This is a genomic window from Cytobacillus sp. FSL W8-0315 (assembly GCF_038002905.1).
Classification (GTDB): domain Bacteria; phylum Bacillota; class Bacilli; order Bacillales; family Cytobacillaceae; genus Cytobacillus; species Cytobacillus pseudoceanisediminis.
On sequence record NZ_JBBOOC010000001.1, the window covers coordinates 904,108 to 927,393 of the forward strand.

General features: G+C 43.2%; 22 protein-coding genes. 21 read left to right on the top strand and 1 reads right to left on the bottom strand.

Translation table 11 applies throughout. From position 1 onward, the window contains the following. Positions 1 to 184 precede the first annotated feature (184 nt). The 18 genes from MKY20_RS04850 to hxlA all read left to right on the top strand — a co-directional run bounded on the left by MKY20_RS04850 (position 185) and on the right by hxlA (position 19,738). Entirely contained in the window at positions 185 to 1,324 is a 1,140-nt protein-coding gene (locus MKY20_RS04850) for an acyl-CoA dehydrogenase (RefSeq protein ID WP_019380585.1), read from the top strand. 327 nt (positions 1,325 to 1,651) lie between these two features. Continuing rightward, complete coding sequence (locus MKY20_RS04855) at positions 1,652 to 2,296, top strand: TetR/AcrR family transcriptional regulator (RefSeq protein ID WP_019380586.1); 645 nt, start codon at positions 1,652 to 1,654, stop codon at positions 2,294 to 2,296. A gap of 58 nt (positions 2,297 to 2,354) precedes the next feature. Beyond that, complete coding sequence (icmF, locus tag MKY20_RS04860) at positions 2,355 to 5,621, top strand: fused isobutyryl-CoA mutase/GTPase IcmF (protein WP_251174324.1); 3,267 nt, start codon at positions 2,355 to 2,357, stop codon at positions 5,619 to 5,621. A 148-nt stretch (positions 5,622 to 5,769) separates the two neighbouring features. Beyond that, positions 5,770 to 5,946: a hypothetical protein gene (locus MKY20_RS04865; protein WP_019380588.1), complete on the top strand. Its 177-nt coding sequence runs from the start codon at positions 5,770 to 5,772 to the stop codon at positions 5,944 to 5,946. A gap of 409 nt (positions 5,947 to 6,355) precedes the next feature. Beyond that, complete coding sequence (rpoE, locus tag MKY20_RS04870) at positions 6,356 to 6,934, top strand: DNA-directed RNA polymerase subunit delta (protein WP_019380590.1); 579 nt, start codon at positions 6,356 to 6,358, stop codon at positions 6,932 to 6,934. A 272-nt stretch (positions 6,935 to 7,206) separates the two neighbouring features. Then, complete coding sequence (locus tag MKY20_RS04875; protein ID WP_009332300.1) at positions 7,207 to 8,814, top strand: CTP synthase; 1,608 nt, start codon at positions 7,207 to 7,209, stop codon at positions 8,812 to 8,814. 183 nt (positions 8,815 to 8,997) lie between these two features. Further along, positions 8,998 to 10,002, top strand: a complete 1,005-nt coding sequence (locus MKY20_RS04880) for a LacI family DNA-binding transcriptional regulator (protein WP_009332299.1) — start codon at positions 8,998 to 9,000, stop codon at positions 10,000 to 10,002. Between the two features lie 20 nt (positions 10,003 to 10,022). After that, positions 10,023 to 10,979 (top strand): sugar kinase, encoded by a 957-nt coding sequence (locus MKY20_RS04885; RefSeq protein WP_251266798.1) that lies wholly within the window; start codon positions 10,023 to 10,025, stop codon positions 10,977 to 10,979. 10 nt (positions 10,980 to 10,989) lie between these two features. Next, positions 10,990 to 11,535, top strand: a complete 546-nt coding sequence (hxlB, locus tag MKY20_RS04890; protein ID WP_174751739.1) for a 6-phospho-3-hexuloisomerase — start codon at positions 10,990 to 10,992, stop codon at positions 11,533 to 11,535. A 10-nt stretch (positions 11,536 to 11,545) separates the two neighbouring features. After that, positions 11,546 to 12,556 (top strand): ureidoglycolate dehydrogenase, encoded by a 1,011-nt coding sequence (gene allD, locus MKY20_RS04895; protein WP_251266799.1) that lies wholly within the window; start codon positions 11,546 to 11,548, stop codon positions 12,554 to 12,556. Positions 12,557 to 12,582: 26 nt separating this feature from the next. Beyond that, positions 12,583 to 13,587: a TRAP transporter substrate-binding protein gene (locus tag MKY20_RS04900; protein ID WP_009332295.1), complete on the top strand. Its 1,005-nt coding sequence runs from the start codon at positions 12,583 to 12,585 to the stop codon at positions 13,585 to 13,587. 78 nt (positions 13,588 to 13,665) lie between these two features. Further along, positions 13,666 to 14,160 carry a TRAP transporter small permease gene (locus MKY20_RS04905; protein WP_019380594.1) on the top strand — a complete coding sequence of 165 codons (495 nt, stop codon included), beginning with the start codon at positions 13,666 to 13,668 and terminating at the stop codon, positions 14,158 to 14,160. Continuing rightward, positions 14,157 to 15,431, top strand: a complete 1,275-nt coding sequence (locus MKY20_RS04910; protein WP_251266800.1) for a TRAP transporter large permease — start codon at positions 14,157 to 14,159, stop codon at positions 15,429 to 15,431. Before MKY20_RS04905 ends, MKY20_RS04910 begins: the two co-directional genes overlap by 4 nt. A gap of 12 nt (positions 15,432 to 15,443) precedes the next feature. Further along, entirely contained in the window at positions 15,444 to 16,463 is a 1,020-nt protein-coding gene (locus tag MKY20_RS04915) for a zinc-binding alcohol dehydrogenase family protein (protein ID WP_159344359.1), read from the top strand. 11 nt (positions 16,464 to 16,474) lie between these two features. Further along, entirely contained in the window at positions 16,475 to 17,110 is a 636-nt protein-coding gene (locus MKY20_RS04920; RefSeq protein ID WP_174751744.1) for a bifunctional 2-keto-4-hydroxyglutarate aldolase/2-keto-3-deoxy-6-phosphogluconate aldolase, read from the top strand. Next, entirely contained in the window at positions 17,107 to 18,168 is a 1,062-nt protein-coding gene (uxuA, locus tag MKY20_RS04925) for a mannonate dehydratase (protein ID WP_174751745.1), read from the top strand. Before MKY20_RS04920 ends, uxuA begins: the two co-directional genes overlap by 4 nt. Positions 18,169 to 18,179: 11 nt before the next feature. Then, positions 18,180 to 19,019: an SDR family oxidoreductase gene (locus MKY20_RS04930; RefSeq protein WP_009332289.1), complete on the top strand. Its 840-nt coding sequence runs from the start codon at positions 18,180 to 18,182 to the stop codon at positions 19,017 to 19,019. A 92-nt stretch (positions 19,020 to 19,111) separates the two neighbouring features. Further along, positions 19,112 to 19,738, top strand: a complete 627-nt coding sequence (gene hxlA, locus MKY20_RS04935) for a 3-hexulose-6-phosphate synthase (protein WP_174751746.1) — start codon at positions 19,112 to 19,114, stop codon at positions 19,736 to 19,738. 43 nt (positions 19,739 to 19,781) lie between these two features. Here the strand turns inward: hxlA and MKY20_RS04940 are convergent, their stop codons facing one another. Beyond that, positions 19,782 to 20,303 carry a DUF2529 domain-containing protein gene (locus MKY20_RS04940; RefSeq protein WP_009332287.1) on the bottom strand — a complete coding sequence of 174 codons (522 nt, stop codon included), beginning with the start codon at positions 20,301 to 20,303 and terminating at the stop codon, positions 19,782 to 19,784. A 218-nt stretch (positions 20,304 to 20,521) separates the two neighbouring features. Here MKY20_RS04940 and MKY20_RS04945 point away from each other — a divergent pair, with 218 nt between their 5' ends. The 3 genes from MKY20_RS04945 to fsa all read left to right on the top strand — a co-directional run bounded on the left by MKY20_RS04945 (position 20,522) and on the right by fsa (position 22,848). Beyond that, positions 20,522 to 20,899, top strand: coding sequence for a response regulator (locus tag MKY20_RS04945; RefSeq protein ID WP_175502221.1), 378 nt, complete (start codon positions 20,522 to 20,524; stop codon positions 20,897 to 20,899). Positions 20,900 to 21,153: 254 nt separating this feature from the next. Next, a complete protein-coding gene (locus MKY20_RS04950) occupies positions 21,154 to 22,011 on the top strand; it encodes a class II fructose-bisphosphate aldolase (RefSeq protein ID WP_251174319.1) in 858 nt (285 codons plus the stop codon). Between the two features lie 192 nt (positions 22,012 to 22,203). Continuing rightward, a complete protein-coding gene (gene fsa, locus MKY20_RS04955; protein WP_009332284.1) occupies positions 22,204 to 22,848 on the top strand; it encodes a fructose-6-phosphate aldolase in 645 nt (214 codons plus the stop codon). The last annotated feature ends 438 nt before the right edge of the window (positions 22,849 to 23,286 follow it).

A 23,286-nucleotide genomic window follows, 5' to 3' on the forward strand; every position in this document is an offset into this window, starting at 1 on the left:
GATCCTCGAAAATGCTGCCGCATTTTCTTCGTGCAGAGTCATTCAAGGATGTTTATTCAACGTCCTGCGGGAGGAGGCTCCCATTCCTCCCCGCGGAAAGCAAGTGCCCCGTGCTGAAATCAACGGGCAGAATTATAAGGCCTGCTAATATATCAACGAATCCATATAAAGCGAGGGAAAGACAATGAATTTCCAATTGAGTGAAGAGCATGAAATGATCAGAAAAATGGTGCGCGATTTTGCCAGGAATGAAGTGGCGCCGACTGCTGCTGAACGCGACGAAGAAGAGCGCTTTGACAGAGAGATTTTCGACAAAATGGCGGAGCTTGGCTTAACAGGGATTCCGTGGCCTGAAGAGTATGGCGGAATCGGCAGTGATTACCTTGCTTACTGCATCGCAGTTGAAGAGCTTTCCAGAGTATGTGCCTCTACAGGTGTAACTCTTTCAGCACATACATCTCTGGCAGGCTGGCCGATTTTCAAATTCGGAAGCGAAGAGCAAAAGCAAAAATACCTGAAGCCTATGGCCCAGGGTGAAAAAATTGGCGCTTATGGCCTTACTGAGCCAGGCAGCGGATCTGATGCCGGCGGAATGAGAACAACGGCACGTCTTGAGGGTGATCATTACGTCTTAAACGGCAGCAAAATTTTCATCACAAACGGCGGAATCGCAGATATCTATGTTGTATTTGCCCTGACAGATCCAGCTTCCAAACATAAAGGAACAACAGCGTTTATCGTGGAATCCGGCTTTGAAGGCTTCTCAGTGGGCAAGAAGGAAAAGAAACTGGGTATACGTTCCTCACCTACAACTGAAATCATTTTTGAAGAGTGCAAGGTTCCGGTTGAGAACGTTCTAGGAAACGTAGGCGAAGGCTTTAAAATTGCCATGATGACACTTGACGGCGGCCGCAACGGCATAGCTGCCCAGGCAGTCGGGATCGCGCAGGGCGCACTGGATGCTTCAGTTGAATATGCAAAAGAACGCCAGCAGTTTGGCAAGCCTATTGCTGCCCAGCAGGGAATCGGATTTAAGCTGGCAGACATGGCCACAAGCATTGAAGCTTCAAGACTATTAACGTACCAGGCAGCATGGCTGGAGTCAGAAGGGCTTCCATACGGAAAAGAATCTGCCATGTCCAAACTGCTTGCTGGTGATACGGCTATGAAAGTAACAACAGATGCCGTCCAAATCTTTGGCGGCTACGGATATACAAAGGATTATCCGGTAGAACGCTTCATGCGTGACGCCAAAATTACGCAAATCTACGAAGGCACACAGGAAATTCAGCGTCTCGTAATCTCTCGTATGGTAACGAAATAATTGTTCTAAAACGGGTCGTTTTGGTAAAATTTGTGTCTTTAGAGCTGCTGACTAAGTTTAAGCAATGAGTTGATTGCAGCGGAAGGTGCGAGATCCTCGAAAATGCTATCGCATTTTCTTCGTGCGGTGTTTTTTCTGGGAAGCTTATTCAACGTCCTGCGGGGGTAGCGGGACAGGTGAGACCCCGCAGACGCAGAGCGTCGAGGAGGCTCACCGCCCGCCCCGCGGAAAGCGAGCATCCTGGAGCGGAAATCAACGGGCAGAATTCATAAGTTAATACACATTTATAAACAGGCATTATGATTCACGGGAGGCGGTAGGTAAACAATGAAAAAACGGGAAGTGCAGGCTTCTGTTAAAGATGAGCGTCTTGTCAAAAAGAGACGTGATCAGATGATTAAAGGTGCCGTCACCCTTTTTATCCAAAAAGGGTTCCATCGTACAACAACTAGAGAAATCGCGAAGGCATCTGGTTTTAGTATTGGAACGCTTTATGAATACATCCGTACGAAGGAAGACGTACTATATCTGGTTTGTGACAGCATTTATGACCAGGTCGCTGAACGGCTTCAAAAAGGTCTTGATACGAAACAGGGCACGCTTGAAAGCCTGAAACAGGGCATCGCCGACTATTTCAAGGTTGTCGATGAAATGCAGGATGAAGTGCTCGTCATGTACCAGGAAGTAAAGGCTCTGACAAAGGATGCGCTTCCATATGTTCTGAAAAAAGAAATTGAAATGGTCGGCATGTTCGAGCATGTCATTACACTTTGTGTCGAGAACGGGGAACTGGACCTGCCGGAGAAAAAAATCAAAATGATTGCCCATAACATTTTTGTCCAGGGGCAAATGTGGGCATTCCGCCGCTGGTCACTGCAGAAAATGTACAGCATCGATGAATATATCCAGCTGCAGACCAATCTCCTTATTCAAGGAATAAAGGATCCGGGAAGAGTTTCGGAAAAAGCTTAATAATAGCGTGCAGGCAACAGTGCACAGTTGCCTGCGCTTACGGACAAGGGGGAGAACGATGAGCAATCCAGAAGTCTATAAGCCGAAAAATCATATTCGCTTCGTTACGGCTTCCAGCCTATTTGACGGACATGATGCTTCCATTAATATTATGCGCCGCATCATTCAGGCAAGCGGTGCAGAGGTCATCCACCTCGGGCATAACCGTTCTGTGGAGGAAGTCGTAAATGCTGCAATCCAGGAAGATGTGCAGGGAATCGCTATTTCCTCTTATCAGGGAGGACATGTAGAGTACTTCAAATATATGTATGACCTTTTGAAGGAGCGGGGCGCATCCCACATCCGCATTTATGGCGGAGGGGGCGGTGTCATTATCCCGAAGGAAATCAAAGAATTGCATGACTACGGAATCGCGAGGATTTTCTCTCCGGAAGATGGCCGCCAATACGGCCTCCAGGGGATGATTGATCAAATGATCAAGGAGTGTGATTTCCCGACTTTCACAGCTGAAGCATCCGAGCAGATTGAAAAGCTTCAGGATGGGGAAACCAATGCCATTGCCAAGCTGATTACACTGGCTGAGCATCAGGTAACCGTAGGCAAAGAAGCGGCAGCATCGCTTGAGCCGGTCATGGAGAAAGTGAAGTCACTGGAAAAGCAGGTACCTGTAGTGGGAATTACGGGTACAGGCGGTGCTGGAAAAAGCTCGCTGACTGACGAACTGATCCGCCGTTTCATTAATGAAATTCCGGAGAAAAAAGTTGCGATCCTTTCTGTTGATCCGACAAAGCAAAAAACAGGCGGTGCGCTTCTTGGCGACCGTATCCGCATGAACGCCATCTTTAATCCGCGAGTCTACATGCGAAGCCTGGCAACAAGAAATTCCCGCAGCGAGCTGTCGCTTGCGATTCAGGATGCCATATCAGTTGTCAAAGCAGCCGGCTTTGATCTGATTATTGTAGAAACAAGCGGAATCGGGCAGGGAGATGCCGGCATTACTGAAATTTGTGATGCTTCCATGTATGTCATGACAAGTGAATTCGGCGCGCCTTCCCAGCTTGAGAAAATTGATATGATCGATTATGCAGACTTGATCGTCATTAATAAATTTGAGCGCAAAGGTTCTGAAGATGCCATGCGGCAGGTGCAAAAGCAGTACCAGCGCAGCCGGATGCTTTTTGAAAAAGAGCTGGAAGACATGCCTGTCTACGGAACCATTGCCAGCCAGTTTAATGATCCTGGCACAAATGCGGTGTTTGCGGCACTTGTGGAAACAATTAATGAAAAAGCAGGTACAGACTGGAAGACAAGTTTTACAAAAAACGCAAAAGTTGAAAAGCAGAATGTGATTATCCCGAATGAACAGCGCTATTATCTGCGCGAAGTGTCTGAAACAGTCCGCGGCTACCACAAGAAAGCGGAGGAGCAGGCCGATCTTGCCCGCAAACTGTTCCAGCTCGAAGGGGCTCTGCTTGCTGTGAAAGAACAAGAAGGAAATGAACAAGTCATTGCTTCTCTTGACGCCATTAAATCAGCAGCAGAAGAAAAGCTGTCTGCTGAAACAAAGAAAATCCTTTCTGGCTGGGATGATCTAAAGGAAAAATACTCAGGCGAGCAATTTGTGACAAAAATCCGCGATAAAGAAATCGTGACGGTTTTAAAAACAAAAAGCTTATCCGGCCTATCCATTCCAAAAGTGGCACTGCCTAAGTATAAGGATTACGGAGAAATCATCCGCTGGGTATACAGAGAAAACGTGCCGGGTTCATTCCCTTATACAGCTGGTGTTTTTCCATTTAAACGCGAGGGTGAAGATCCGAAGAGACAGTTTGCCGGAGAAGGTACACCTGAACGGACAAATCGCCGCTTCCATTATCTGTCCAAGGATGATGCCGCGAAGCGTCTGAGCACAGCGTTTGATTCTGTAACCCTATACGGGGAAGATCCTGACTATCGCCCGGACATTTACGGAAAAGTCGGGGAAAGCGGAGTCAGCATCTGTACGCTGGATGATATGAAGAAATTGTATGCAGGATTCGATTTGTGCCATCCATCTACATCTGTATCGATGACGATTAATGGGCCGGCACCGATTATTTTGGCGATGTTCATGAATACGGCCATCGAACAGCAGATTGAAGTAAAAGAGCAGGAGCTTGGCCGCGTGCTGACACCTGAAGAATTCACAGAAGTTAGGGCGAAAACACTGCAGACTGTCCGCGGGACGGTTCAGGCTGACATTTTAAAGGAAGATCAGGGACAGAATACTTGTATCTTCTCGACTGAGTTTGCTTTGAGGATGATGGGGGATATCCAGCAGTACTTTATCGACCATAAAGTCCGAAATTATTACTCTGTTTCTATTTCCGGTTACCATATCGCAGAAGCGGGCGCAAACCCGATTTCTCAGCTTGCCTTTACACTGGCAAATGGCTTCACCTATGTCGAGTACTATTTGAGCAGAGGCATGAACATCAATGATTTTGCACCAAACCTTTCATTCTTCTTCTCCAATGGACTTGATCCGGAGTATACGGTGCTGGGCCGTGTGGCGCGCCGCATCTGGGCAACGGTTATGAGAGATAAATATGGCGCCAATGAAAGAAGCCAGAAACTGAAGTACCATATCCAGACTTCAGGGCGCTCTCTGCATGCACAGGAAATTGATTTTAACGATATCCGCACAACGCTGCAGGCATTAATGGCGCTTCAGGATAACTGTAACTCCCTTCATACTAATGCTTATGATGAAGCCATTACGACACCGACAGAAGAATCTGTCCGCCGTGCGATGGCCATCCAGATGATCATTACTAAAGAGCATGGATTATCGAAAAATGAAAACCCGCTTCAGGGTGCATTTATTGTAGATGAATTGACAGACCTTGTGGAAGAGCAGGTGCTGAGAGAGTTCGAACGCATCAATGACCGCGGCGGCGTGCTTGGCGCCATGGAAACTCAATACCAGCGCGGCAAAATCCAGGATGAGTCCATGTATTATGAAATGAAGAAGCACACTGGTGAGCTTCCAATTATTGGAGTTAACACGTACTTAAATCCTAATCCTCCTTCAGAGGATGAAATGAATAACATGGAGCTTGCACGGGCAACGAAGGAAGAAAAAGAAACACAGATCCGCAATCTGCGCAGCTTCCAGGACCGCAACAAAGGCAAATCGGAAGAGGCGCTGAAACAATTGAAGGAAGCAGCAGTCAGCGGCGGCAACATTTTTGCCGAACTGATGGAAACCGTCAAAGTGGCAAGCCTTGGCCAAATCACCCGTGCTTTATACGAAGTGGGTGGACAGTACCGCCGGAATATGTAAAACCAAATGGATCAACAGGGCCTGCAGCTGTAGGCCCTTGTTTTCTGCACTTTTATTTAACATAGAATTAATATAAAATACATCCATATCCTATATAATGGAATCAATACATAGCAGTGCACTTCGGGGACCCTGAGGATGTGAAAAAATGAAAAAAATCTTGCTCTACGCAGCCATACTTGCAGCTGCTGCAGGAGTTTACTTTTTATATGGAAAACAGCTGGGAGCCATTGCATTCTTTGTGCTCTCCTTCTACTTCACCTGGCTCGCCTATAAAAAATGGGACCGGCCGGTAAAGGGGAGGAGAAAGAGGAGGGTAAATTAGCTTCTTTTTAACGGATAATGTAAAAAAGTTAATTGTCTTGTTAATACAATGAGAGTTTTTCTGCTGAGTTAATTGGAGTGGAGGACACTTGATCCTCGAAAATGCTGGCGCATTTCCTTCGTGCGGTGTTCATTCGAGGAAGCTTATTCAATGTCCTGCGGGAGTCCCCCGCTCCTCCCCGCGGAAAGCAAGTGCCCGCAGATAATTTAAAATCAAGAATAAATCGCATAAAAATACGCAGAACAGCAGATATAACTGGCATAAACCGTAAAAATTTGTTTATAATGAAGAATATGCCTTCTTGGAGGCTGTCCGCACGCATTTTCATACAGTTGCGGAACTTCAGCTTTAATAGTTTGTGATTTGCGCTGCAGAATGAGCGTTTACATAGGGAAAGGAAGTGCTGATATTGAGTTTGGAACAGTTCTCAAAAGAAGAATTACAAGAAATGTCATTAATCGAAGTGGCTTATGAACTTCTGACAAGCAAAAAAGAACCAATGGCCTTTAATGACATTATGAATGAAGTGGCTAAACTTATGAACCTTTCAGAGGAACAAGTCAGGGGAAAAATTGCACAATTCTATACAGATTTAAATATAGATGGCCATTTTATCGGATTGGGCGATAACCGCTGGGGCCTTCGTTCATGGTATCCGGTTGACCAATATGAAGAAGAAATCGTTACCGTAATCAAGCCTAAGAAGAAAAAGGCGAAGAAAAAGGACGACGAGGATCTCGATCTTGAAGATTATGATGAGCTTGATGAAGAAGATATCGATTACGACGATATCGACGGATTTGACGATGATGATCTGACAGAAGACGATGATGACGATCTTCTTGACGATGACGATGATCTTGATGATGATGAGTTCGAGGACGATGATGAAATAATCGAAAAAGATGAAGAATACGACCTTGGCGATGAGGACGAAGAGCTTGAGGAAGATGATCTAGACGCTGACGAAGAGGAAGAAGATTTATAATCTTGACATTTCGTTTCAGGGCTTGTAGAATACTTTTTGGGCTCCTTAAAAAAGGACGATTCGTTTAGACGCTAATAGCGCTCCCTTACTTACTTAAGTAAGAGGGGCGCTTTTTATTTTTTTATAGGCCATGTGCCTTTTTAAAAGAGCTAAACCATCCCTTTGCGATAAGCTTCCGCTGAAAAAATCGGAGGCTGAACAATAGAATTTTTATCATCAAGTCTTTAAACCGGCATCATTATGCACAAACTGATATCAAGGGGGAATTTTTCATGACTAAGTATATTTTTGTTACGGGCGGAGTTGTTTCGTCACTAGGAAAAGGAATCACGGCAGCATCACTTGGCCGCTTATTGAAAAACAGAGGGTTAACGGTTACGATTCAGAAATTCGACCCTTACATAAATGTGGATCCGGGAACAATGAGCCCGTACCAGCATGGTGAGGTGTTTGTAACAGGTGACGGCGCGGAGACTGACCTGGACTTAGGTCACTATGAGCGTTTTGTTGATATTAACCTGACTAAGTACAGCAGTGTAACAACTGGTAAAATTTACTCAACTGTCCTAAGAAAAGAGCGCCGCGGCGACTATAACGGCGGAACGGTACAGGTTATTCCGCATATCACAAATGAAATCAAGGATAAGGTTTTCCGTGCAGGCCATGAAACGAATTCTGATGTGGTCATCACAGAAATCGGCGGAACAGTAGGGGATATTGAGTCACTTCCATTCCTTGAAGCGATCCGCCAGATTAAGAGCGATATCGGCCGCGATAATGTGATGTACATTCACTGTACATTGGTTCCTTATATCAAGGCAGCAGGTGAAATGAAAACAAAGCCTACACAGCACAGTGTGAAAGAACTGAGAAGCCTTGGCATTCAGCCAAACGTCATCGTTCTTCGTACAGAAATGCCAATTTCCCAGGATATGAAGGATAAAATTGCGCTATTCTGTGATATCGATAAAGAAGCAGTTATTGAAGCAACAGATGCGGATACATTATATTCTATACCACTATCTCTTCAAGATCAGAAGCTTGATGAAATTGTCTGCAAGCATTTGAAGCTGAATTGCGGAGAAGCGGACATGACAGAGTGGAAGCAGCTGGTCGACAAGGTTCTGAACCTTTCCAGAAAAACCAGAATTGCCCTTGTCGGTAAATATGTTGAATTGCAGGATGCTTACATTTCAGTCGTCGAAGCCCTAAAACATGCGGGTTATGCTTTTGATTCTGATATTGAAATCAAATGGATCAACTCGGAAGAAGTGGACAGCAGTAATGTCAATGAACTGCTTCAGGATGCTGACGGAATTCTGGTTCCAGGCGGATTTGGCGACCGTGGCATTGAAGGGAAAATCCTTGCGATTCAATATGCCCGTGAGAACAAAAGGCCATTCCTTGGCATCTGTCTTGGGATGCAGCTGGCTTCGATTGAATTTGCAAGAAATGTACTGGGTCTTGAAGGGGCACACTCAGCAGAAATTGCTCCTGAAACACCGCATCCAATTATCGACCTTCTGCCTGAGCAAAAGGATATTGAGGATTTAGGCGGAACTCTAAGACTTGGATTGCAAGCTTGTAAATTGAATGAAGAGACAAAAGCCTTTGAGGCATACCAGGACGAAGTGGTATATGAGCGTCATCGCCATCGCTATGAGTTCAATAACCACTACCGCCAGGATATGGAGAAAGCGGGCTTTGTCTTCTCTGGTACAAGCCCGGATGGCCGCTTAGTGGAAATCATCGAAGTGAAGGATCACCCTTGGTTCGTTGCTTCCCAGTTCCATCCTGAATTTATCTCAAGACCAACTCGCCCTCAGCCATTATTCCGTGAATTTGTCGGGGCTTCATTGAAATTTAGCGAGAAATTATAATGTGGAAAAATCCCTCCGGATGCGGAGGGATTTTTTTTGTTCAAACCGTTGTTGAATGATTCCTGCTAAAAATAAAATTCAGAAATTTTAGTATTGATTTTGAAAAGGTTTTCATTTATACTTTCCCTAAACCGGTTTACTAAACCGATTTACTAAATCGGTTTAGCGAGAGGATAGTACAACATGAAAAAAATAACGATGTTAGATGTTGCGCAAAAAGCAAATGTATCAAAGAGCACAGTTTCACAGTATATCAATAATCGCTACGAGTATATGGCGGAATCTACTAAAATGCGAATTGAAGATGCCATTCGCGAGCTGGGATATATCCCTAATTTCGTAGCTAAAAGTTTGAAGCAAAAGAAGTCATCAACCATTGGAGTGATTGTTGCCAATATACTTCATACGTTTTCGACAGAAATTATCAGGGCCATTGAAGATGTTTGCGAAAAAAATGAATTTCATTTGTTTGTCTGTAACGCAGACGATAATCCGGAAAAAGAACGTGCATACATTGATATGCTCTTAGCTAAACAAGTTGATGGACTGATTATCTTTCCGACCATCGGAAATGAAGATCAATATAAACGGCTGAAACTTTCAAATTTCCCTATTGTTTTTGTAGATAGAAAGCTTGAAAAAACAATTTATCCAACACTGCTTTTGGATAACGAGAGAGCAGCTGAGATTGCCGTTCAGGAAATTGTCCAAAAAGGCCATAGGAAAATAGGGCTGGTATCCATGTCCTTAAGCCAAAAAGTGACACCCCGGATCGAACGGATAAATGGATACAAGAAAACGCTGAAACAAAATGATTTGCCTGTAAAGGATGATTGGATTATTGCGGCAGAAAGAAAAGACATTATCCCTGAACTAGAAAAAATGTGGCTGAAAGAAGAAACGCCAGAGGCATTTTTTGCTACAAACGACCTTTCACTCATTGAACTTTTGAAATTTTTAAGAAAAAAGAATTTGAAGGTTCCTGATGATGTAAGCGTTATTGCAGTAGATGACTCTGATTTCCTGGAAATCTCGGCAACACCAATAACAGCCATCAAACAGCCGACTTTTGAAATTGGCAATGATGCCGCTTCAGTTTTATTAGATTTAATTAGAAATCCTCAGTTTGAGGAAGTATATGAGATTAAAAGATATGCTCCTGCTTTAGTTGAGCGGGAATCTTTATAGAGTGTTAGGAGAGAAAAATAATGTCATCACCATTCAAAGTTTTAACAATCGGAGATGCCATGATAACACTGAACCCAGCTGTAAAAGGACCACTTAGATATGTCACCCAGTTTGAACGCAAGGTGGGCGGTGCAGAACTTAACTTTGCCATTGGATGTGCAAGGCTTGGGTTAGACAGCAAGTGGATTAGCCGGCTGGGGGAAGATGAGTTTGGCAGAGTCATATATAACTTCGCTCGGGGAGAGGGCGTAGATGTATCGGGTGTGGATTTTGTAAGCGGCTGCCCGACATCACTTAACTTTAAGGAAATTAATGAGGATGGATCAGGCAAGACATTCTATTACCGATATAACTCGCCTATCTTAACCTTGACACCGGAAATGATTCAGGAAGAACTGTTTGAAAATGTAGATCTTGTCCATCTTACAGGTGTTTTCCTTGCTATTGATTCAAAGAACATCGAAACTGCCGCAAAAGTGATTGAAGTCGCAAAACAAAAAAAGATTCCAATCTCCTTTGATCCAAATATCAGACTGAAGCTTTGGTCGATTGAAGAAGCGAGAAAAGCATATAAAGAAATTCTTCCGCATGTTGATATCCTGCTGACTGGATTAGAAGAGATCAGGCTAATAAGCGGAATGGAAGAAGAAGATGAACTTGCACTTTTTTCCAGAGAATATGGCATTAGGGATTTGGTCTTAAAGGATGGCGCTAATGGATCAAAGCTATTCCGGAATGGCGATTGGACACGGGCAGAAAGCTTCCGTGTGACTCCTGTTGATACTGTCGGAGCCGGGGATGGATTCGATGCAGGATACATTTATGGGTGGCTGAACGGCTTCAGCAAGGAAAGACTGCTTCAATTTGCTAATGGCGTAGGTGCCCTGGTTACAACCGTCTCAGGAGATAATGAAGGTCTTCCTTATCTTAGTGAAGTAAACGCATTTATTAATAATGACCTTATTGTTGAAAGATAAGGGTGGACAAATGGATACGATTCTTACAATTCTTAAAGAAATGAGAGCAGTATGCACACATGTCGATAAGAACGAATACGACTCTTTCGTAGCACTTTTAAAGAGTGACGCTCGTTTCTTCTTTACTGGGGAAGGCCGTTCAGGCCTAGTGGCAAAGGCGATTGCCATGCGTCTTATGCATAGCGGAAAAACAGTCTATGTTTTGGGAGAAACGACAACACCGGCCATACAGGAGAACGATATACTAATCGTTTTATCTGGCTCAGCCAAAACAGGACAGACCATAAGTTTTTCTGAAAACGCCTTCAAGGCGGGGGCGAAAGTATTTCTGATCACAACTAACAAAGAGGCCATTCACCAGCCATGCTTTACGGGGGGAATGCAGATTCCTGCGGCAACAAAATACCGCCTTTCAGGAGAACCAGATACGATTCAGCCTCTAGGGAATCAGTTTGATCAGGCTGCACATCTTATTTTAGATGCAGCAATCATTGATAGTTTATCAGAAAGAAATTCGAACGAAGAAATGGTCAAGAAACATACCAACCTGGAGTAGGGGGATCATTATGTCTACTGTGACAATTCATCATGAAGAAGCCAAGAAGCTAGTAATTCAGAAATTAACAGATGCTGGCTTGCTGCATGAACATGCAGAAAAAGTTGCGGAAATCCTGGTTCATGCGGATTTAAGAAATGTTAATTCACATGGTGTACTTCGTACTGAACATTATGTGAACCGTTTAAATGCGGGAGGTATCAATCCCGCTGCCGAGATTTCATTCAATAAAACTGGTCCTGTGACAGGGGTAGTCGATGGGGATGACGGATTTGGACACGTCATTGCAGATGAAGCCATGAATCATGCCATCCAGATGGCAAAGGAAAATGGTGTGGGAATGGTCACAGCCATTAACAGCAGCCATTGCGGGGCACTTAGCTATTTTGTTCAAAATGCCGCAGAGGAAAACCTGATTGGAATTGCGATGACACATACCGATAAAATTGTCGTGCCATTTGGAGGCAAAGATGCTTTCCTTGGAACCAATCCGATTGCCTATGGTGTACCGGCAAAAACACAGAAACCATTCATCCTGGATATGGCAACATCGAATGTAGCTCTGGGGAAAATCCTTCAATATAAAGAAGAAGGAAAAGAAATTCCAAAAGGATGGGGTGTAGACGAGAATGGGGAAACCGTAACAGATCCTTCCAAAGTCGTTTCACTTTCTCCGTTTGGCGGGCCTAAGGGCTATGGACTATCAATGATTGTCGACATCTTCTCGGGTTTGCTTGCAGGTGCAGCTTTTGGGCCGCATGTAGCCAAGATGTATGGAGACCTGGATAAGAAGCGAAAGCTTGGCCATTATTTCTGTGCAATTAATCCGGCATTCTTCACGGATGCAGAAGCATTCCTGGAAAATATGGATCAAATGATGGAGGAAATCCGTCAGGCCCCTCCAGCTCCGGGTTTTAAAAGTGTTCTTGTGCCAGGTGAAATTGAACAAATGAATGAAGAAAGAAACCTTGAAAAAGGGATAACAATTGCTTCAACGGTCCATCAGTTTTTAACAAACTAAACCTATAGAAAAAGGGGAGAAACATAATGAAATTGAAGTGGTTATCTGGTGTTTTAGCAGCGACATTGATGCTTAGTGCCTGCGGTTCGGGCGGTTCTAATGGGGCAAGCGGCGAGAAGCAAGAGGGAGAAGTAATCAAGTGGAAGTTTGGCCACTTGGCAGATGAGAATCACATTTGGCATAAAACGGCTGAGGAATTTGCAGATCTGGTTAATGAAAAAACAGAAGGGCAGATTGAAATTCAGATATTCCCGAACAACTCTCTTGGCGGAGAAACAGATACAATCAATGCCATTCAGGCGGGTACAGCTGACTTGGTTATTTCTGGTGAAACCATGCAAAACTGGGCACCTAAAGCTGCTTTAATGGCAGTACCGTATGCCTTCCGTGATCTTGACCATGTAAAAACGGTTGTAGAAGGGGAAATCGGTGAAGAAATTGAGAAGGAAATTACTGAAAAAGTTGGCTTGACTCCTTTGTATTATCATACACGTGCTCCACGTAACTTGACTTCAAGTGAGCCAATTGAGTCACCATCTGATTTAAAGGGTTTTTCTATGCGTGTGCCAAATGTTCCATTGTTTCTGAAAGTCTGGGAAGCCGCAGGTGCCAAGCCGCAGGTTATGGACTTCAATGAAGTATTTACTGGCCTCCAGCAAGGAGTTATTAAAGGACAGGAAAATCCGGTTGATTTAATACAGAGCGGCGGGTTGTATGAAGTTCAAAAGTATGTGAATCGTACAGAGCATGTATATTCATGGATTTATATCCTAATTGGCAACAAGCAGTTTGAGGCCTTGAATGATGAACAGAAAAAAGCTGTGACAGAAGCAGCTGCAGAAGCGCAGGCATTTGGAGAAAAACTTTATGATGAAGAAATTTCCAAGATAGAGTCTGAGCTTGAAAGTGAAGGAATGGAGTTTGTTGATGTTGACCAGGATGCCTTCCGTGAAAAAATGCAGCCTGCGATTAAAGATAGCCTTAAGCCAGAACAGTATGAGCTTTATGAAAAAATTCTAGAGGTAGAATAATAGTCTTATTGGAACAAATTAAAGGCACCGCTGACTATTTTGCCAGCAGTGCCTTTAATTAAAGGAAGGAATGAAAAAATGAAAATTCGAATTTGGCTTGACCGAATATTAGCCTTCTTGACTGTTATAAGTTTTTCCGGGGTTATTATCGTGGTTACCATTCAAATCATGTCGCGCTATCTTCCCTACACAGCAATTTGGACGGAAGAGCTTACGCGCTATTTGTTTATATACTCCATTTGCTTTGGGGCACCGCTAGCTTTGCTTCGAGGCGAGTTTATTAATGTAGATCTGATTCTTACAAAAATGTCACATGCTTTTCGCCGGTATTATGAAATTGGAATTTATTTGCTGATTATATTGTTAAGCGGGGTTCTCGTTAAAGAAGGATGGTTCTTTACACAGCTAGGGGAAAATCAGACTTCAGCCACAATGCCTTTTCAGATGTCGGTAATCCACGCTGCAATATTTATCATGAGTGCATTTTTATTATTGTATTCAATTGTCAAAATCATTAGGCTAATCCGAAATGAAGAAGATTTTAATTCACAAATGGGTGGTGGGGAGCTATGATGGCAGCCATTTTGTTTTTCTCGTTCATAATCCTGATATTCCTAGGCGTGCCAGTAGCATTCAGCCTTGGCCTATCTTCACTTTTTTATTTAATACTGGCTGATATCCCGTTAAGCATCATTCCGCAAAAAATGTTTGGAGGGCTAAACTCCTTTGTTTTGCTCTGTATCCCCGGGTTTATTCTGGCAGGAAACTTAATGAATGCTGGCGGTATTACAGATCGCATCATTCAGTTTGCAAACAATTGCTTCGGGCATATCCGCGGGGGCCTTGGCCTGGCAAATGTAGGATCTTCGATGGGTTTCGCAGGTATTTCAGGTACTGCTTTGGCAGACACAGCGAGTATAGGAGCTATTCTCATTCCTGCAATGAAAAAAGAAGGATACGGAGCAGGCTTTTCTGCTGCTGTAACTGCATCTTCTTCAACAGTTGGACCTATTATACCGCCATCTCTTCCAATGATTATCGTGGGTACACTTGCGTCGGTATCAATCGGTGACTTGTTTTTGGCCGGTGCTCTTCCAGGTTTATTACTTGGCGTAGGCCTAATGATCCCCACTTATATTATCTCTGTTAGGAGAAATTATCCCAAAGGGGAAAGAAAGTCATTAAAGGTAATATGGAAAAGCTTTACTGGTGCATTCTGGGCACTATTTATGACAGTTATTATTTTATATGGAATTCTTGGAGGCTACTTCACCCCAACTGAAGCTTCAGTCATTGCGGTCTTGTATGCCTTTGTCATTGGGATTTTCGTTTATAAAGAACTTCCTGTTAAAAAAATTCCGGAAATTATGCTCTCTTCCATGACAGGTACTGCTTCGATCATGCTTCTTGTAGGCTTTGCCAACCTGTTTGGCTGGATTATGGTAAGTGAGCAAATTCCTCAAATGGTTGCAGATGCCATTCTAGGCATTTCAACAAACCCAATTGTCGTTATTTTATTGATTAACTTGCTCTTATTGTTTGTTGGAACGTTCATGGAGACGATTGCTGCTCTAGTTATCTTATTCCCGGTGTTATTGCCGGTAGCGGCATCTATCGGTATGGATCCGGTTCAATTTGGAGTCATGATGGTATTGAACCTTGTCATTGGCCTTGTAACACCACCAGTTGGTGTATGTCTATTCGTAGCATCGCAGATTGGCAAAGTTTCAATCGGAAAAACAGCAAAAGAATTACTGCCATTCTTAGGAGTCAGTCTGGCTGTCTTAATGCTTGTGGCTTTTGTGCCGAAAATCTCACTGTTTCTTCCAAGTTTATTTGAATAGGGGGTAGTAATAATGAAAGCAGTACAAATTCCAAGTGCAATGGAAATGGAAGTCATTGATATAGAAAAACCAGTTATCCGCAATCCTGATGAGGTTCTAGTAAAAGTTAAAAGAGTTGGAATATGCGGTTCTGATATGCATATTTACCATGGGACAAATCCACTTGCAACCTACCCAAGAATTGTTGGCCATGAAGTGGCAGGAGAAGTCGTTGAAGTCGGGTCAAATGTTTCAGGAATGAAACCAGGTGACCATGTTGTAGTGGAGCCAATCCGCTATTGCGGAGAGTGCTACGCATGCCGAAAAGGACGCCCGAATGTATGTCAGTCTTTATCTGTTTTTGGTGTTCATGAAGATGGAGGGTTGCGGGAATTCTTTGTACTGCCTGAAAATCAGCTTCATGTTGTGGATTCATCATTAGAATGGGATGAAATCGTATTGGCGGAACCCTACACAATCGGAGCCCAGGCTGTATGGCGCGGGGCTGTCGAAGAAGAAGACACTGTATTCATCCAGGGAAGCGGGCCAATCGGCATATGCATATTAAAAATGGCGAAGCTGCAGGGAGCAAGAGTTATTATCAGTGATTTAAAGCAAGAGCGGTTAGCATTTGCAAAAGAAAATGGGGCAGATGAAATCATTCATGCAGCCGAAGAGTCTGTAGAAGAGCGGGTAATGGAATTGACAAATGGAGAAGGACCAAATGTAGTGATTGATGCAGTATGTCTGCCTTCTACCTTTGAGCTTGGCGTAAATCTTGTATCGCCTGCCGGCACGGTAGTTGTTCTGGGGTTTGATGAACGGCCATCCTCTATTCCGCAATTGCCAATAACGAAAAAAGAAGTAACTATTGTCGGTTCGCGGCTCCAGACAAACCAATTTGAAAAGGTTGTATCTCTGCTGAATGTAGAAAAACTTCAATCAAACGGTTTTATTACCCACCATTTTCCGATAAGTGAAGTGCAGGAAGCATTCCGATATGTAGAGAAGAATCCTGACCAGGTTCGAAAAGCAGTTATTGTTTTCGATTAAGGGGAGATTAGATGAACTTAAAAATAGAGAAACTTAATCAGCTGGTAGAATCAAAAGTGGTTGCAGTTGTGCGAGGAAAAACACCTGAAGAAGCGATTAGTATTTCTGAAGCAGCTATTGAAGGCGGATTTCGTGCTATTGAAGTGACTTATACTACACCTGCAGCGGAAAAAGTGTTTGAGGCTTTAAGAGGTTCAGACGGTGTAATCGGTGCTGGGACAGTTCTGGATTCGGAAACAGCCCGACATGCCATTTTAAATGGGGCGGAATTTGTTGTGAGTCCGCATTTTGATAAGAATATAGCCTTGATTTGCAATCGCTACAGCATTCCATACCTTCCTGGATGCATGACCATAACTGAAATCATGACAGCACTCGAATATGGCTGCGACATTGTAAAGCTGTTTCCGGCCAATCGTTTTGATCCATCATTTATAGGTGCAGTCAATGGTCCCCTGCCCCAGGTGCGAATCATGCCCACTGGCGGGGTGAATTTAGATAATGTCGGTGCGTGGCTTGAAGCTGGCGCTGTCGCAGCCGGAATTGGAAGTGACTTAAACAAGGCATACAAAGCTGGCGGTAAAGAATCAGTAAAAGCACTTTGTGAAAAATATGTCGAAGCTATAAATGGAGGCACCGAAAAATGAATATGACCTTTCGCTGGTATGGCAGGGATAATGATACTGTAACCCTTGAGCAAGTAAAACAGATTCCCAATGTGAAAGGAATCGTTTGGGCCCTTCACAGAAAACCTGTCGGGGAAGTCTGGGAGACAGACGAGATCAAATCTGAAGTTGAGTATATAAAGTCCTTTGGGTTTCATGCAGATGTAGTGGAAAGTGTTAATATACATGAATCTATTAAGTTGGGAAACAATGAAAGGGATTTATTTATAGAAAATTATAAAAAAACCATTCGGAACCTGGGTGAATTTGGGGTTAAAGTTATTTGTTATAACTTCATGCCTGTCTTTGATTGGACACGAACTGACTTATACCGCTCACTTCCAGATGGCTCAACGGCATTATTTTATGAAAAGAACAAAGTGGAAGAACTGGATCCGCAAGATTTAATCAAAACGGTTTCCGAGGCTTCTGATCTGACTCTGCCTGGCTGGGAGCCAGAGAAAATGTCACGGATTCAAGAGCTATTTGCAGCGTATCAGCATGTAAGTGCAGAGGACTTATGGGAAAACCTGAGCTATTTCTTACAGGAAATTTTGCCAGTGGCAGAAGAAGCAGGCATCAAGATGGCTATCCACCCGGATGATCCGCCATGGTCTATTTTTGGCCTGCCGCGAATCATGACGGGAGATGAAAGTCTGCAGAAGCTCCTTTCTATCTCTGATTCACCTTCCAACGGCATTACTTTTTGCACAGGATCGCTAGGAGCCAACCCGCAAAACGATATGGTTGAACTCGCAAGAAAATTTGCCGAAAGGTCACCATTTGCACATATCCGAAATGTAAAGATATTCGAGAATGGTGATTTTATTGAAACTTCTCATTTAACAGCAGATGGTTCCATCAATATTAAAGGGGTCGTCAAGGAGTTATCTAAGATTCAATATGAGGGGTACGTGCGTCCTGACCACGGCAGGCATCTTTGGGGTGAAGAATGCAGACCAGGTTACGGATTATATGACCGGGCTCTTGGAATCATGTATCTTCACGGATTATGGGATGCCTATCAATCTGAGAAATAAGGAGAATGCTAATGTTTCCAATACACGGAAATTTAAATGGAAAAACAGCTGTAATTACGGGCGGAAGCGGCGTGCTATGCTCGGAAATGGCCAGGGAGCTCGCAAGACATGGGGTGAAAGTGGCCATTCTTAATCGTACGGCAGAAAAGGGAGCTGCAGTATCAGCCGAAATTGAGAAAGCAGGGGGGACAGCGATTGCTGTTGCAGCAGACGTCTTAGATCGTGAATCCCTGGAAAAGGCAAGGGAAGAAGTGATCAGCCACTTTGGCAGGGTGGATATATTAATTAATGGTGCAGGCGGGAATCACCCGGATGCCATTACTTCTGTAGAAACCCATAATGTGGAGCCTTCTTCTGAAAAGTCCTTCTTTGATATGGATGAGAGAGGCTTCTCCCAAGTATTTGCCAGCAACTTTACCGGAACTTTTTTAGCCAGCCAGGTTTTTGGCAAAGAACTGCTAAAGCAGGAATCGCCTATCATTATTAATATCTCATCAATGAGTTCCTACTCACCAATGACAAAAGTGCCTGCCTATAGTGCAGCCAAATCAGCCATTAACAATTTTACAATGTGGATGGCTGTACATTTCGCAGAAACAGGTTTGCGGGTAAATGCAATCGCACCGGGCTTTTTCTTAACAACTCAGAACCGCAATTTATTATTGAATCAAGATGGTTCCCATACGGCCAGGTCAGAGAAAATTATTGCTCATACACCAATGAAAAGGTTTGGCCAGCCGAAAGATTTGCTTGGTGTACTGCTGTGGCTGGCTGACGAAGAATACTCGGGTTTTGTAACAGGTGTTACAGTACCAGTTGACGGCGGATTTATGGCATACTCAGGAGTTTAATATGAAAAATAGGGCCACAGGAAGTATTCCTGTGGTTTTTGTTTCAGGCTTCTTCCTTTTTAAAATACAATTCTAAACGAAGGAGAATAGAAGTGAAAATTCAGCTTGCACTTGACCGTTTAACCGAGCAGGAATGTTTCCGTATTGCAGATGAAACTTGTGAAAATATAGATTGGATTGAGATCGGAACGGGCGTGATTAAAGAATATGGTATGAAGATAATTCGGGAAATGAAGGCTGCTTATCCAGATAAAACAATTGTGGCGGATATGAAAACTTGTGACGCAGGAAAATATGAAGCAGAACAGGCCTTTAGAGCAGAGGCGGACATTATGACTGTGATGGGCTTTTCACATGACAGCACGATAAAACAGGCATTAGAGATTGCAAATACCGCCAATAGAAGAATTATGATTGATTTGCTGGGAGTTCAGGACGCAGAAAGAGTAAAGAGCCTATATGATTTAGGGGCGGACTTATTTTGTCTCCACATAGGAAAGGATATGCAGAAAGAGGGGGCTATAGCAGATCCCGATTTATTTAGCCTGGTAAAAGGGTTAAATGACATAGAGGTTGCTATTGCAGGCGGGATTTCAGAAAAAACAATCGGAGAATTGAAGGACAGTATTGCCGATGTAGTCATTGTTGGAAGTGCCATTACAGGGAATCAAGCCCCAAAAGAAGCTAGCTCGGCAATAAAAAACAACCTACAAAAATGACAGCAGAATCAGCCCTCGAAATGGTGCTGATTCTGCTCATCTATTATTCATACTCCGCCAAAATCTCTTCAATCGTAAACTTAATTCCATAATAAACAAATAAAGCAGCCATGGAAGCCGGATAGCCGAAGCGGTTTCCTTCTTCATCAGGCAGAAGCCCTTTAGCAAGCTTTAAATCAATATGGACATCAGCCAAATCAGCGAGATTTTCACTGCTTTCGGTTTTGATGGTGCTCACTGCCACAAAGGGAATTCCTTTTTCGGACAAAGATTTTGCCAGAGCGGCTGCGTCTTCATCATCAGAATGTCTTGAGAAGATGATTACTCTGTCTGTTTCTGAGACTTCCTCATCACTTTTCAAAATCGCTGCATCTCTAAGCGGTTCCTGGCTTTGAACGGCTTCATAGCCGATTGCAGCCATTTCTTTTGTACCATAAATATATATTTTCCCATCACCGGCGGCAGCCTGAGCCAATAAGCGTGCACTGTCCTCGATGGAAAACTCTTCCTTTTCCTGAAGTCTTTTAAACAAGCCTGTCAGCTGGGTAGAAAACATCTTTAGCAAATTATTTCACTCCTTCGGTCACTGCACTTAGCGGTTCTATTATAGTGAAAAGGAAGGGAAAGGTAAAATATTCACATTTGAAATTGCAAATACCAGCAGGAATAATCATGTTTCACAGAGAATTTAGCTGTAGGAGAATGTATAGTTAAGTGACCTGCAGTCATAATTCAGTATTGGTTTTAAACCTAAGTGCTTTTAATACGACAGGAAGAGGTGGCTTGATGAAAGGGAAAATATTAATTGTAGATGATCAGTTCGGAATCCGTATTTTGCTTAATGAGGTACTACAGAAAGAAGGGTACGACACATACCAGGCTGCCAATGGAGTCCAGGCTCTCGACATTGTTTCCAAGCATTCGCCTGATCTTGTTCTTCTCGACATGAAAATACCGGGAATGGACGGGATTGAAATTTTAAAAAGAATGAGAGTGGTGGATAAAGATATCCGTGTCATTATCATGACTGCATATGGTGAACTCGATATGATTCAGGAGGCCAAGGATTTGGGAGCTCTTACTCATTTTGCGAAGCCATTCGATATTGATGACATCAGGGCAGCGGTAAAGAAATATTTGCCTGTGCCTAACTCGAAATAATCCAAAATTAACCGTTTTTAACCTGAAATTCCATCGCTATAAAAATGATAGCGTTTGCTTTATGACAATTAACAAAAACGCTCTGGAATAATGGCTTTTCTAAGTCCTTTTTGGTATGATAACAGATGAATTCCAAAGGATCGTCTTCGTTTAGCGGACTATTTTAAGGGTACATATTCGATAGTGTTAAGGGGAAAACTTTAACAGTATTTAGTCTGACGAACATAAACGATTATCAATAAGGAGGAAGAAAAATGCCTTTAGTTTCTATGACTGAAATGCTTAATAAAGCAAAATCAGAAGGCTATGCAGTAGGTCAATTTAACTTAAACAACCTTGAGTTTACTCAAGCTATCCTGCAGGCGGCAGAAGAAGAAAAATCACCTGTTATCCTTGGTGTTTCCGAAGGTGCTGCACGATACATGGGCGGTTTTAAAACGGTTGTAAAGATGGTTGAAGGACTGCTGGAAGATTACAAAATTTCCGTTCCAGTGGCTATCCACTTAGACCACGGTTCAAGTTTTGATAAATGTAAAGAAGCAATTGATGCAGGATTCACATCCGTTATGATTGATGCTTCACATGATCCATTTGAACAAAACGTTGAGACTACTTCAAAAGTAGTTGAATATGCACATTCAAAAGGCGTTTCAGTAGAAGCGGAGTTAGGAACTGTCGGCGGACAGGAAGACGATGTTGTTGCTGATGGCGTTATTTATGCTGATGCTAAAGAATGTGAAGAACTGGTAAAACGCACAGGCATCGACTGCCTTGCTCCTGCACTAGGTTCTGTTCATGGCCCATATAAAGGTGAGCCAAATCTTGGCTTTGCTGAAATGGAAGAGATCGGAAGCCTTACTGGTGTTCCTTTAGTTCTTCATGGCGGAACTGGAATCCCAACAAAGGATATCCAAAAGTCTATCTCTTTAGGAACTGCAAAAATAAATGTAAACACTGAAAACCAAATTGCTTCTGCAAAACGCGTTCGCGAAGTATTGGCAGCAGACACAGAAGTATACGATCCACGCAAATACTTAGGACCAGCACGCGAAGCGATTAAAGAAACTGTAATCGGCAAAATGCGCGAGTTCGGTTCTTCAAACAAAGCATAATAAATATCATTGGATAAGAAACCGCTTCTAGATTTAGGGGCGGTTTCCCTGTATTTTATCTGGCGGTTCGCTGAGTGCCAGCTGGGGATTTCTGCTTCCAAATGTAAGGCTTTACAGAATCACAACTTTATTTAATAATACATAGATATCCGCAACAAAAATTATCAAAATATTAAACAAGGTGGGATTATTATGAAGTTTTTCATCGATACAGCAAACATGGACGAAATTAAAGAAGCATATGCCCTTGGAGTAGTAGCAGGGGTAACAACCAATCCATCATTGGTGGCAAAGGAAAAGAATGTATCCTTCCCTGACCGTCTTCGCGAAATCACGGATTTGGTGCCAGGCTCAGTAAGCGCCGAGGTCATCGCCCTTGATGCTGAAGGCATGATTAAAGAAGGAAGAGAACTGGCAGCGATTGCACCAAACATCACAATCAAGGTGCCAATGACACCCGATGGCCTAAAAGCAGTAAGTGCTTTCTCGAAAGAAGGCATTAAAACAAATGTAACGTTAATATTCAGTGCAAACCAGGCGCTGCTTGCTGCAAGAGCAGGTGCTACATATGTTTCTCCATTCCTTGGACGTTTGGACGATATTGGCCATAACGGTCTGGATCTCATTTCCACAATCGCAGAAATCTTTGCGATTCATGACATTGATACAGAAATCATTGCCGCTTCCATCAGACATCCTCAGCACGTGACGGATGCAGCATTAAGAGGAGCTCATATTGCGACAGTTCCTTATAAAGTCATCCAGCAATTATTCAACCATCCTCTAACAGATAAGGGAATCGAAGCATTCCTGGCAGACTGGAACTCAAGAGGATAATGGACTCTGCGAAAAAATAACTTTAGGATACTGGCTTTGCTTATTTAATACTTTGAGAGCTGTCTAGCGCAAGCAGCCTACCCCCTCGAGGTGTCTGGGGTGGGCAAGGCGCCTGCGCTTTTCTTGAGCAAAGCCAGCCCCATCATTTGTACCCCGGATTTTAGTGCTTCTTTCTTAATTTTAACTTTTTTTGAATACAATACATGAGATTTGATTTTTCGTGTAAACTATAGGATAAAGATAATGTCGGAATCTGTAAAAAATGAATGGAAAATTGTTCCATGTTCATCTTGCGATGTTGCAAAATGCAGATACATGATAATATGAAAGTGCATATTTTCCCAAAGACTATTTTTCCGATATTAAAAATAGACAGGCCTATTTGGTTTCTTATAGAATCTGGGGCTATTTTCTGGCGGAATTGGTTAGAAAAGTAGT